Below are 12,589 nucleotides of genomic sequence, written 5' to 3'. Positions count from 1 at the left end.
GCAGTTCATCCTATTTAATTACGAAAACATACATTCATCACTGAGATAAATGCCCGCATCATGAAATCGTGCAAGTGGGTTGGAATAATCTCGATGATCAACCTGATAGTAAGAAGCTGGCATAGCTTTCAAACCACCTTGTTGCTTAAGCTTGGCTTGCTCTTCACGGGTAATCACCACATAAAACAGCTTTTGTTCCAGTTCAGTTTGTAAGGCCGCTAGTGATAACCGATCGTCACGTACCATTGCCTTCAATAGACCGATGAATACCGATGACGGCAAAAACCATTCTCGAACTAAGCGCTTTCGCTCAGTGATACCTTGCGCTTCTAATGAACGCGGTGCGACTTTGAAAATACCTTCCCAGTCAGTTTTGTCGTTATTAGTAACTAGCCCATGTCGGTGACAGTAATAAGATTCAAAAAAAAGAGGTAAATAGTGAAAGCGTTCTGCATTCACTTCCATGTAGATGTGTTGTAACTCAAGATTTAGATGAAAGCTCTTCATCATATCGCCTATATAGTTGCTCATTAAAAAGCGGGCTAATACCAACAAAAAGAGCAGCCGAAGCTGCTCTTTTTACTATTTTATACCAGCCATTAGGCTAATGTCTCGGCTGTTGCCTCCGAACCTTTTGCACTCATTCCTTGGTGCCTCCCAAGATGTAGCACATCAAGCTGCTTAATGTCGCGATACAACATAAAGGCCACCACACTACTCAAGGCAATGTTGGATAATGGTAATGCTAACCATACACCTTCTGCGCCAAACCACATCGGCAATAAGAATAAGAATGGCAATTGAACAAGCATGTTACCAATTGTCACAAATAAGGATTTCGAACCTTTCCCTACGGATTGATAATAGGCTGCCGTCACGACTAAGAACCCATCAAGGAACATCGCAAATAAATGCAGTCGTAAACCGAGCACCGTATGATCGATCAGTTTGCTGTCTTCACTATTGAAAATACTGGCAAACTGATGCGGTGCAATATTAACCACAATAACAAATAGCACACCAACAACGACAGACACAACCATGCCCAGCTTTAACGCTTTCCGAATATTCGCTTGATTACCCGCACCATGATTGTAGCTAACTAAAGGTTGCATACCACCAGCGACACCTTCAGCAACTAAATAATAAACCGTGACAATGTAACCTAATATTGCGTAGGCCCCCACCATAGTGACGTCACCGTATTTAATGAACTGGACGTTATGAAGGGCCACCATGAAGCTACCGTATGCGTACATGAAGAAACTTGATAAGCCAATCCATGCAATGCCACGACAATGAGTAATTGAAAACGACAGTGTCTTTCGTGTTAAGCGCAAATCCGCTTTATCAGTAAAAAAGTACCCTAGACCAATTAAGGTCACTAAGCTCTGAGAGATAGCCGTAGCAATCGCCGCCCCCATTAACTCCCACTGGAACCAAGCAATCAGTACATAGTCGAGTGCTATATTCGCTACCGCCCCCAGCACCATAAGTCCAGTCGCAAAATTAGGGCGACCATCGTTACGAAGCAAAAATGGCACTGCAATTGAGCCAAAAGCAAAGATCACAGCAAACGCTAACACTGATATATATTGATGGCCCAGTTCAAGCACTTGACCGGTTGCACCTTGCAGAACAAGTAGATCATGTCCAAAGGTAAATAAAGTTAATGAAGCAGCAATACTGGCAATCAACAAAAAGATAAAGCCCGTTGACATAATGCGCTGTGCTTTTTCATGATCACCTTCGCCTTTGCTCACCGAACATAAGGCGCCAGTCCCCACACCTATCATTAGGCCAACACCCAGCACGGTGCCAATAATAGGCCATGCGACGTTAATAGCTGCCAGCCCTTGCGCACCAACATATCTGCCGATGAAAATACCATCGACCACTTGATACAAGCCATTTACCAGCATCGCGGCTATGGTTGGTAATGTATAACGCCAGAACTGACGCGTAATAGACTCAGTCGGTTTAACCATCTGTTGCATATCTTGCATACTAACAAATCTCGTTCATTTTCATGTGAAAATGCAGGTAAAATTGACGTTATACCGTCAGCTTGGTAAACAACTTCGCGAGTAGCGACTCAAGTTGTTGATATTCTTGTGGTGATAATGCTCCTGCTATTTCATCAGAGAAATTTGCGTAAATAGCATCATCGTGGTCGAGTTCAACCTTGGCTATATCTGTTAGCACAATATGGTTTACTCGTGCATCGTCGGGGCACGCTAAACGGGCTATCAAACCACGCTTTTCAAGACGAACGATCATGGCACTTGCCGATGGTTTACTCACTTCTAATTTGGTTGCTATATCCGTCAAGCGCATCGGTTCATCTGCGTATTGGATAACTTTGAGATAATCGTATTCATTGAAGCTTAGTGAAATCTCATTTTTGTTTTCTTTGCAATGTAACCGCCATAACTTGGCGCTATAGCGTTCAATATGCTCTAACGATGTTTTTAGCTGCATGACGTCTCTTCCAATCAAATCATCGCCAAATAATAGTTAGTTAGTCTAACTAACTATTATTTATTGGTCAAAGTTTTAACGCGATCCTGTCACCTTTCATACCTGCAATTTAACCTTCGCACCCTCTCCTTATTGGATGATGAGTGATCTTTATTACTCACTAAGTCGTTTTAATCACATTAAAAATCAAAAATAGTGAAAGAAAAATGCGATTAGTAAGGTCAATACTCCTAACTTTTAAATATTTGTAGTGAGACAGGGATGAAATTAATCAATAAGCCTCGATGGGCCATCAGTGAAAACGACGTCACCCCAGAGACCGTATACAAGCAACGCCGTGACATCCTCAAAAAGCTCGGGATTACGCTAGCTACTTTACCCGTCGCCAACCAAGTGCAGGCTGGGATCTTTGATATTTTTTCCGATAAAAAGGCCTCTTCACCCGCACCAGATAAACGCGTAATACTCAATGCCACTAAACCTCAGCAATATCAAACACCACTGTCTTTAACACCAGAAGATAAAGTGTTGAAGTACAACAACTTCTACGAATTTGGCACAGATAAAGCTTCACCTGCTGAATTAGCGAGTAATTTCATTACCGACCCATGGAAAGTCGAGGTTGACGGTCTAGTTAATTCGCCTATCACATTGGACTATGATGATTTATTTAAAAAATTCACATTAGAAGAGCGTATTTATCGCCTACGCTGCGTAGAAGCTTGGTCGATGAACGTCCCATGGATTGGTTTCCCACTCGCTGATCTGATCAAGCTAGCTTCACCTAAAAGTGACGCTAAGTATGTCGCCTTCGAAACTTTATACGATCCAAAACAAATGCCAGGACAGGCCTCTCGCCGTCTAGGAGGAGGCATTGATTTCCCTTATGTAGAAGGGTTACGTTTAGACGAAGCGATGAACCCATTAACCTTGGTTGCCGTTGGTTTATATGGCAAAAATCTAGCACCTCAAAACGGTGCTCCACTCCGCCTTGTTGTGCCTTGGAAATATGGTTTCAAAAGCATCAAATCCATCGTCAAAATACACTTAACAGACAAACAGCCACCTACAACATGGAATCGATTGGCCGCAAGCGAATATGGTTTCTACGCCAATGTTAACCCTCAAGTTGATCATCCACGTTGGAGCCAAGCAAGTGAACGTTTCATTGGTGAAGGCAGTTTATTCAGTAGCCGCAGACAACCCACGACCATGTTTAATGGTTACCAAGAAGAAGTGGCAAGTTTGTACAAAGGCATGGATTTAAGGAAAAACTACTAATGCGATTAACCCCCAATCATATTTTTTACCTCAAGGTAGCTATCCACACCGTCTCGCTCAGCTTTGTCGGGTTATTGATATGGTTAGTCATCACCGAAGGATTGGGGGCCGACCCCGTCCAAGGACTCAGCCACTTTACGGGTAAAGCAGCCCTTAATACCCTCATAATTACCATGCTAGTTTCACCTGTCGCTAAGCACTTCAAGCAAGCAGCAATAATGAAAGTGCGACGCGTTATTGGCTTATACAGCTTCTTTTGGGCTGGCCTTCATTTACTTGGCTATATCACACTTGATCTTGGTTTTGATTGGGGTTTAATCGGCAGTGAAATTGTCAGCCGTCCGTACCTTGCTATAGGCGCTATCAGTTGGGTTATTTTGTTCTTACTCACGCTGACATCGAATCAATACTTACAAAGACAACTGGGGAAACGATGGCAAACACTGCACAACACTGTGTATATAACATTGGTACTCAGCCCCATTCATTATTATTGGTCAGTTAAGTCGGGCATTATCGAACCCGCTATCTATATAGGTATTTCGATTTTGCTACTGGCGCTTAGATGGAAAACATTCAAGCGTTGGTTGCCACAGGCATCGACACGAAAGAAAGTGGCGACAAACTAATAAACAAGAAGCATATAGATCCGCCATAATAATAGTGCTAATGGGGATAGCTTCACGCTTCTTGATGCGGAAACCAGCAAAAAGTCGCTCTCTAGACAATTCTTGTAAGACATCGTGGAATTTTCTGCTAGGATAATCAGATCTTAGCTGTATTTTCAGTTAACACTTTGTCTTTCATGTTGTTTTCGAGGTTCCACCTTGGTCAGTGATCTACTTACTGTCAGTATCCAGCAGTTTCAAGCTGACTGCCAACAATTATGCGAACAGCATTACCCGACGGTGCATAACCGTGGTATGCGCGAAAACCATTTAGGTAAAGCCCTTTGCCGCCGTATTATGACGACCTTGTCAAACTCTGATATCGCTGCAGAACTCAGTCAGATTGAAGACACCAATAACCTGCCTCAGCCTATTTTTAAGTTACAAACACATTCATTTATCATTTGGATCGTCGCACATCGTTTGTTAAGTGCCAATTTAGCCCGTCGCCAAGCCCTATTAACGGCGATAGACGGCGTGCTTGAGCAACAAAACCCAGACCAAGAAAATCATTTATTGGTTGTTGCTGATCATTGGTTTGATCGCAGTAAAGCAAGTAAAGAAATTCCAGCTTGGTGGTTAGGACAGCTTCCTACGGCGCTAGATAACTATGTTCAAGATGGCATTCGTTTATTAGACAGTTCTACAAGTCTGAAAAGCACCTTACAAGCAAGCTATGCGGTGGATGATGCTCATCTACAAGTACACCACCCGCTCCATCGCACCAATGGCCACGCCATACTCCATAAGTATATTGTGCTAACAGGCCATTTTCGTATAAATGCCTCTTAACCGCGGTAAATACGAGACGCAAACGTTTCGCCATGCAAAAAATGCTGCTAAATTCACCAAACAAATCCCCCTGACGCCATCAAAACTAGAGCTACATCACATATAGTACGCAAATTATTAATAACTGATTTGCAAGCTTTTAGATGTCAGTATCATCTGCGCATCATCCGTGACTGTGGTATTCATCATGTTCAAGAAAACACTATTAGCTCTTTCTTTTGCAGCGGCTTCGCTGGCAAGTACGTCAACTTTCGCCGCTGAAAATGTTGATCTTCTAATTCAAAATGCAACGGTTCTGACAATGAACCAAGAGCGACAAATTTTTGATAATGGTTTAGTTGCGATTAAAGACAATAAGATTGTCGCAGTGACAGACGGCAGCGATATTAAAGAATACCAAGCCAAACGTACGATCAATGCCGATGGTGACATCGTGATGCCGGGGTTAATCAACACCCATACACACGTTTCAATGACGGTTTTTCGATCGTTAGCCGATGATGTGCCAGATCGCCTACACCGCTATATTTTCCCTTTAGAAAAAGAATTAGTCTCTCGTGAAATGGTACGTATTGGCGCACGCCTTGGTAACATTGAAATGCTAAAAGGTGGTGTCACCACCTATGCTGACATGTACTATTTTGAAGATGAAGTTGCGAAAACTGTTGATGAAATTGGCATGCGCGCAGTACTCGGTGAATCAGTGATCAAATTCCCTGTAGCCGATGCAGCAAACGCAGAAGAAGGTATCAAATACGCGGTAAACTTTATTGAAGAATACAAAGATCACCCTCGTATTACCCCTGCATTTGCACCGCATGCACCGTACACCAACACCACAGAAGTTCTACAAAAGATCACTAAACTATCCCTTGAACACGATGTACCTGTAATGATTCACCTTGCAGAATCAGATCGTGAAAATGAAGTTATCGCCAAACGCAGTAACGGAAAAACCCCGATTGAGTACATGGCCGATATTGGCGCCCTAACGCACAAATTAGTCGGCGCGCATGTGATTAATGCATCCGACAGTGATTTAGATCTGTTGAAGAAACACGATGTCGGTGTTGCACATAACATGAGTGCTAACATCAAGTCAGCTAAAGGTGTCGCACCTGTCATCAAAATGCTAGAAAAAGACATTCGTGTTGGTCTAGGCACTGATGGCCCAATGTCTGGAAACACTTTAAGTACTATCGATGAATTCAACCAAGTGGCAAAAGTGCACAAGTTGATTAACCACGACCGCGCAGCAATGCCACCGCAACAAGTTATCGAAATGGCGACCATTGGCGCAGCACGTGCGCTTCATATGGAAGACACTATTGGCTCACTTGAAGACGGTAAACTGGCTGATATCATTATTATTGATACCAAAGCGCCAAACATGGTGCCAATGTACAACCCATACTCTGCATTGGTTTATTCTGCTTACGCGATGAATGTTAAACATACCATTGTAGATGGCAAAATCTTAATGCAAGATCGTTCAATGACAACGATTGATGAGAACGAAGTGCGTATTGAAGCACAAGCCTTTGCAGACAAAGTCCGTAAAACTGTTATTGCCAACGGTGAAAAAGTTCAGTAACTGCTGAGTTATATTCACTCGCAACTAGGCAGTAAATTTAATCCAACACTGTTTAGCCCTGTCTCGTTGTCTCGTCCTAAAATAAAAAGGCCGCATCTATATGCGGCCTCTTTTATGCTAACTATTTATTTTAAAAAAAACGTAAGCTTCGACTTCTGCTGTAATCTGACTTCTCACTATGCCTTTTCTGGTGTCTTCACATTAAAGAGCAACGAAAAGATCACAGGGACAACAATTAGTGTTAGTACGGTTGCAAACCCAAGGCCTGCCATTATGGTAATGGCCAGTGAATCAAAGAATGCATCAAATACCAATGGGATCATCCCAAGCACCGTTGTTATTGCCGCCATACTCACAGGGCGTACACGGCTAATAGCACTATCCAAAATGGCGTTGTACGGTTCTTTACCTTGATCTAATTCAAGGTTAATTTGATCCAATAACACGATACCGTTCTTCAAAATCATCCCGCTCAGACTCAGTAAACCCAGCAATGCCGTAAAACTAAACGGTGTATTCGTGGCGAGTAAGCCAATAGACACACCAATAATAGATAATGGCACTGTCGCCCAAATCACGAGCGGCTTCTTAAAAGAGTTGAATAGCAACATCGTAATAATAAACATCAGCAAGTAGCCCATTGGCATAGAGCCCATCATACCTTCTTGCGCATCTTTCGATGATTCATATTCCCCTCCCCACTGAATGCTGTAACCCACAGGGAGTACTAAGGCATCAACTTTTGGCTGAACACGTGCAAATAACGTAGCGGCAGTATCATCACCTAGTACATTGTGATCAGCTAAAACAGTTAAGGTACGCTTACGGTCTCTTCGCTGAATAAGTGGCTCTGACCATGCTAAATCAACGTTATCGATCACTTGCTCTATAGGCACATAAGATTGCTGTACAGGGCTCCATAACTTCAAGTTTTTCAAGGTGTCGTAATCAACACGTTCAACTTCGGGCAGACGTGCGATAACAGGCAGCATGTGCGTACCATCGCGCACAACACCTATGGTGTTACCGCCATAGGCCATTTGTAACGTATTCGACAGTTCTTCTTTTGAAATACCTAAACGACGAGCTTTCGATTCATTGAACTGTGGCACCAACTCTTTTGTACGTTCACGCCAATCGTGGCGTACATTGCGTGATTCAGGGTCTTGCAGCAAAATGTCTTCTACTTGTACTGCGATACCACGTAGTACTTGAGGATCTGGGCCAATTATCCGCGCTTCAATTTTAGACGCAGGTGAAGGTCCAAATTCCATCAATTTGAACTGGAAGGTTGGTTGATCAAACTCAGTAGACAGTGACGCATCAAGCTTATTCAACAAGTCGAACATATTGTCACGACTGGTTGTTCTTACTTGAAGCTGCGCATAGGCTTCATAACTTTTCTCTGGTTGATAGGTCAACGAAAAGCGCTGCATGCCTTGTCCAACAGATGTTGTTACAAACTCAACGTTATCTTGGCTACGAATGTAACTTTCAACGCTGTCTGTCTGCTTAATTGTTTCCCGAATATCCGTCCCTTCAGGCATCCACATATCAACATAGAACATAGGTGTGTTTGATGGTGGAAAGAACGACTGCTTCACATGACCAAAGCCAATTACAGCTCCAACTAATAAAGCAACCATGCTGGCCATCGTCAACCATCGAAAACGCAACGCAAATTTTAATGTGGCTGCAAACACAATGAACAATACGCCTTTATAAGGGTCTTCTTCCTCTTGATTTCCCTCTGTACCTTCAGAGCGTACGGGCTCATCTTTAAGCAATAAATCCGCTAAAAATGGTGTTAATGTTAAAGCGGTAATCCAGCTTAAAAATAATGAATAACACAGAACCCAGAACAGCGATCCCATAAATTCACCACTCGCATCTGCCGATAAACCAATTGGTGCGAAAGCGGTAATGGCAATCACGGTAGCCCCAAGTAAAGGCCACTGGGTTTGTTTAACAATATCAGTGGCTGCTTGCATTTTGCTTCGGCCTTTTTTCATGCCGACCAAGATACCTTCAACCACCACTATCGCGTTATCCACCAACATACCGAGAGCTATAATCAATGCTCCAAGCGATATCCGATGCAGTTCAATATTATTAAGGTTCATCATGATGAATGTGCCAAATACCGTTAGTAAAAGCACCAAACCAATAATCAAACCACTGCGCAACCCCATAGCAAACAGTAAAACAACAATCACAATCGCGACGGCTTGCCCAAGGCTGATAAGAAAGTCTTTCACTGACTTATCAACTTCTTGCGCTTGGTTATAAAAGTAGTTCAGATCAATACCTGCAGGTTTAAAGCTTTCTAGCTCTGACAACCGTGCGTCTACTTTTTTACCGACTTCAACTACGTTCACGCCTTCAGAAAAAGAGATACCAAGGTTAATGGCTTGCTCACCATTGTAAGTAACCACATTACTTGGCTTTTCCTGGACACCGCGCGTAATGGTCGCCACATCTTTTAGGTGGATCAAATTACCCGTATCACGCCCATGAATAACAAGGTTTTCTAATTCTTCAACGCTATTCATATTGCCGTTGGGACGAATCGCCAATGTTTGACCATTGATCATCATCTCGCCCGACGCGATAACACTGTTTTGCTGGTTAAGTAAGCCACCAATAGTATTCATGTCTAGGTTAAGCGCGGCCATACGATCAAGTGATATTTCAACAAAGATTTGTTCTTGTTGATCGCCCGTAATGCTCACCTTGCCAACACCGTCCACAAGCTCCAATTCACGCGTTAAATAATCAGCGTACTGCTTTAATTCTACGTAAGAATAGCCTTTGCCCGTCATCATGATCATGACGCCAAATACATCACCAAAATCATCGATAATCTGCACCGATTGAACGCCTGTAGGCAATGTTGGCCTAAGATCATTCACTTTTCGGCGCATTTCATCCCAAATTTGCGGCAGTTCGTCAGGACCATAGATCATGTCCATGCTGACCATAATTTGGCTCATACCAGCAGACGACGTTGAAGTCACCTTATCAATATAAGGCAGCTGTCTAACTGCTTTTTCTAAGGGGTAAGTCAGTTCCTCTTCCACTTCCGTTGATGTTGCCCCCGGATAAGTGGCAATAATCATTGCGTCTTTCAGTGTGAAAGCCGGATCTTCCAAACGCCCTAAATCTAAAAATGAAGTCACACCACCAACAGACAGAATGACGATGAATAGCCAACTGATCACTTTATTTTTAATTGAATACTCGGCAATACTCACCGTTTTGTCTCCACAGCTAATGATATTAAATTCAGATCTATGTTTAATGCATCGCTAAGTGCGAAACGCTCTGAACTCTGATACGTTTGCATCGCATTATCTGGCGATACATTAATTTCGATACCTGGCACTTGTTCACCAATAAATTGCCACACGAGAAACTGTCCCAGCGCACTAATTAACCACACACTTACGACGGTAACTAGAATCACAAAGCTCCATCTCAGTAATGTGCGCGGATGCCTGAAAACAGCCATTTTCACTGCGCAGATCCCATGATTGCAGTACGAGGTTGAACGGTTGAGGTCGGCATACCTTCACGTAATTTACGTAAGCTTGAAGTAATCAATACATCGCCAAATTCAACGCCACTACTTGCAATAACACCTTGATTGTTAACTTGCTCAACACCCACTTCAACTTTATGTGCAAGCCCATCACGCTGCTTCCAAACAAAAAACTGGCCTTTACGGTTACCAGCTTGCAGAGCAATCATAGGAAGTTGATACCCTTGTAAGGTACTTAACCCCGCCTCTGCCATGTTGACGCGCAGTGCAACACTGGTACCCGGTAAAATAGCGGGGGTTTGTTGCGACATTTCAAACCACACTCTGTATGTCTGCGTCTGTGGTTCTAGCTCACTGTTGTGCTTAAAATAGCGTACAGGGAAAGCATGTTTATCCGATCCAAATTGCGCCATTGGTTGATAAGCAGTATTGTTTTCCTCTGGATTAATCATGGCAATGACATTGTCTGATACCGGAATATTGATATAGACCTTATTGTTTTGATAAAGGCTAAGCACCGCTTCACCAGGCGAAACAGCTTCAAATGATTCTTTTGTTGTTGATGAAACCATTCCATCAAATGGTGCCGTTAAGCGGGTGTAATTAAGACGCGCATTAGCAGAATCTAATGCCACTTTCGTTAAGCGTTGATTTGCGTTTAATTCATCAAACTCCGCCTTCGAAATCATTTTCTTTGAAAACAGCTCCCGACCACGCTCCAACTGCTTCGATGCTAAAGCGTATTGCACGCTCGCATCACGTTGCTTCTGTTCAAATTTACTTGCATCTAATTCAGCAAGTAACTGACCTTTTTTGACGGTATGGCCTGTATTCACTAATACACTTTTAAGCTCACCTTCAACACGAAATGATAAAGGTGTATTTTCAGCCGCTTCCACCTGACCGTTAAAAATACGGTACTGACTTTCAACAGGCTCCGACACGGTTAATGTTGATACAGCTAATGCTTTTTGTTCAGCGACGACAGGCGGTTCCTGACAGCCTTGCAAGAAGAGCATAGACAGAGCAATAAATGAAATTTTCTTCAGCATGTTAAATTCCACCTTCACGAGTCCATTCGCGTACTTGCTGGCCTGAATACAGGTCTTGCGCACCTGCGATAACAATGACAGCACCTTGTGGTAAACCGTCTGTGACACTACCGTTTTCATCCAAATCCACTTCAAGCGCGTCAATAACCGAAGTCGCAGGATTAAATTGCCAAACCGTTCCAGTGCTTTCTCGTTTTTCGATCCAAGCGCCATCAGGTAAAGTAAATGTTGATACTGATTTAGGCTTAGCGAAGTGAACCTTCCCAGCCATGCCCGACAATACATTTAAATCATCTGGCCGATGAATCGTCACTTTTGCGCTATAAGTATTGGTGTCCAAATCTGGTTGAGTTGAAAGTTCTTTCAGCTCGGCATGAATGGGCATATTTGGAAAGTTATCCATCACCACCCAAACTGGCGCGACTTTTATTGCTTTCAACCCCGCTTTCTCGACGAAAGTTACCGGAAGATTAAAAGCGACATCTAGGCTATCCACATTTTGAATATTCAATATCGTTTGATTAGCGCCAACAAACTGATGTTGATTAACAAGACGAAGGGAAACAACACCATCGAATGGGGCTGTAATTAGCGTATTTTCTAAATCTGTTTTCGCTTGTTCTATATTTGTTGTTGCTGTTTTATAACTCGTTTCGTTACGGTCAAATTGATCTGTGCTGATAAGTTTTTTGGCATAAAGTTGCTTGGCACGTTCAAACTGACTTTTCGCTAATTCGTATTCAGCAAACTTTGCATCGAACGCAAGGCGATAATCTTTATCGTCGAGAACAGCCAATACTTGGCCTTTACCCACTTTTTGACCAACGTTAACCATCAGACTCTGCACTTCACCAGACACTTGAAATGACAATTGAGCACGTTGCTCTGCTTCCGCTAGACCTGGAAAGTCACTGCTTTCTTGTGCTGCATTCACAGGCACTTCAAAAAGCTTCACTGACTTAATCACATCTTTTGTTGGTTCTGAATTTGCCTGATTACACCCCACTAAAACACTACTTAACAACGTAATAGCGGCTAATTTAGCAAACGAAGTTATAAAAGGCTGATGCTGTATCACGTGCATTTCTCTCTTTAATATATGCTGTCCACACGTGCAGTATAGGTTGATCTAACTTAAGATCAAGTATATTTTACAGGTGGACAATAAAGATTTTCTGTG

At 42.8% G+C, this 12,589-nt stretch carries 11 protein-coding genes; 4 read left to right on the top strand and 7 right to left on the bottom strand.

The window, feature by feature from the left end; genetic code table 11:
* Positions 1 to 18 precede the first annotated feature (18 nt).
* From OCU87_RS19620 to OCU87_RS19610, 3 genes are all read right to left on the bottom strand, one after another.
* Entirely contained in the window at positions 19 to 510 is a 492-nt protein-coding gene (locus OCU87_RS19620) for a hypothetical protein (RefSeq protein ID WP_261859173.1), read from the bottom strand.
* An 89-nt stretch (positions 511 to 599) separates the two neighbouring features.
* Positions 600 to 2,006: an MATE family efflux transporter gene (locus tag OCU87_RS19615; protein ID WP_315972496.1), complete on the bottom strand. Its 1,407-nt coding sequence runs from the start codon at positions 2,004 to 2,006 to the stop codon at positions 600 to 602.
* Positions 2,007 to 2,055: 49 nt separating this feature from the next.
* Entirely contained in the window at positions 2,056 to 2,481 is a 426-nt protein-coding gene (locus tag OCU87_RS19610) for a MarR family winged helix-turn-helix transcriptional regulator (protein ID WP_261859172.1), read from the bottom strand.
* Between the two features lie 261 nt (positions 2,482 to 2,742).
* Here OCU87_RS19610 and msrP point away from each other — a divergent pair, with 261 nt between their 5' ends.
* From msrP to OCU87_RS19590, 4 genes are all read left to right on the top strand, one after another.
* On the top strand, positions 2,743 to 3,762 hold the full coding sequence (gene msrP, locus OCU87_RS19605; protein ID WP_261859171.1) for a protein-methionine-sulfoxide reductase catalytic subunit MsrP: 1,020 nt from the start codon (positions 2,743 to 2,745) through the stop codon (positions 3,760 to 3,762).
* Complete coding sequence (gene msrQ / locus OCU87_RS19600; protein WP_261859170.1) at positions 3,762 to 4,391, top strand: protein-methionine-sulfoxide reductase heme-binding subunit MsrQ; 630 nt, start codon at positions 3,762 to 3,764, stop codon at positions 4,389 to 4,391. The genes msrP and msrQ overlap by 1 nt, the downstream gene beginning before the upstream one ends.
* 198 nt (positions 4,392 to 4,589) lie before the next feature.
* Positions 4,590 to 5,222, top strand: coding sequence for a hypothetical protein (locus OCU87_RS19595; RefSeq protein WP_261859169.1), 633 nt, complete (start codon positions 4,590 to 4,592; stop codon positions 5,220 to 5,222).
* A gap of 187 nt (positions 5,223 to 5,409) precedes the next feature.
* On the top strand, positions 5,410 to 6,816 hold the full coding sequence (locus OCU87_RS19590; RefSeq protein ID WP_261859168.1) for an amidohydrolase: 1,407 nt from the start codon (positions 5,410 to 5,412) through the stop codon (positions 6,814 to 6,816).
* A 176-nt stretch (positions 6,817 to 6,992) separates the two neighbouring features.
* Here the strand turns inward: OCU87_RS19590 and OCU87_RS19585 are convergent, their stop codons facing one another.
* From OCU87_RS19585 to OCU87_RS19570, 4 genes are read right to left on the bottom strand one after another with little or no spacing between them, the layout of a single operon-like run.
* The gene (locus OCU87_RS19585; protein ID WP_261859167.1) at positions 6,993 to 10,070 is read right to left on the bottom strand and encodes an efflux RND transporter permease subunit; all 3,078 of its coding nucleotides are present in this window, start codon (positions 10,068 to 10,070) and stop codon (positions 6,993 to 6,995) included.
* Positions 10,067 to 10,282 (bottom strand): hypothetical protein, encoded by a 216-nt coding sequence (locus OCU87_RS19580; protein WP_062687927.1) that lies wholly within the window; start codon positions 10,280 to 10,282, stop codon positions 10,067 to 10,069. Before OCU87_RS19580 ends, OCU87_RS19585 begins: the two co-directional genes overlap by 4 nt.
* Positions 10,283 to 10,329: 47 nt before the next feature.
* A complete protein-coding gene (locus OCU87_RS19575) occupies positions 10,330 to 11,409 on the bottom strand; it encodes an efflux RND transporter periplasmic adaptor subunit (protein ID WP_261859166.1) in 1,080 nt (359 codons plus the stop codon).
* 1 nt (position 11,410) lies between these two features.
* Positions 11,411 to 12,493, bottom strand: a complete 1,083-nt coding sequence (locus OCU87_RS19570; RefSeq protein ID WP_261859165.1) for an efflux RND transporter periplasmic adaptor subunit — start codon at positions 12,491 to 12,493, stop codon at positions 11,411 to 11,413.
* Positions 12,494 to 12,589 lie beyond the last annotated feature (96 nt).

Source organism: Photobacterium sanguinicancri, from assembly GCF_024346675.1.
Taxonomy (GTDB): Bacteria; Pseudomonadota; Gammaproteobacteria; order Enterobacterales; family Vibrionaceae; genus Photobacterium; species Photobacterium sanguinicancri.
This window is presented reverse-complemented; position numbering and strand designations above follow the sequence as displayed.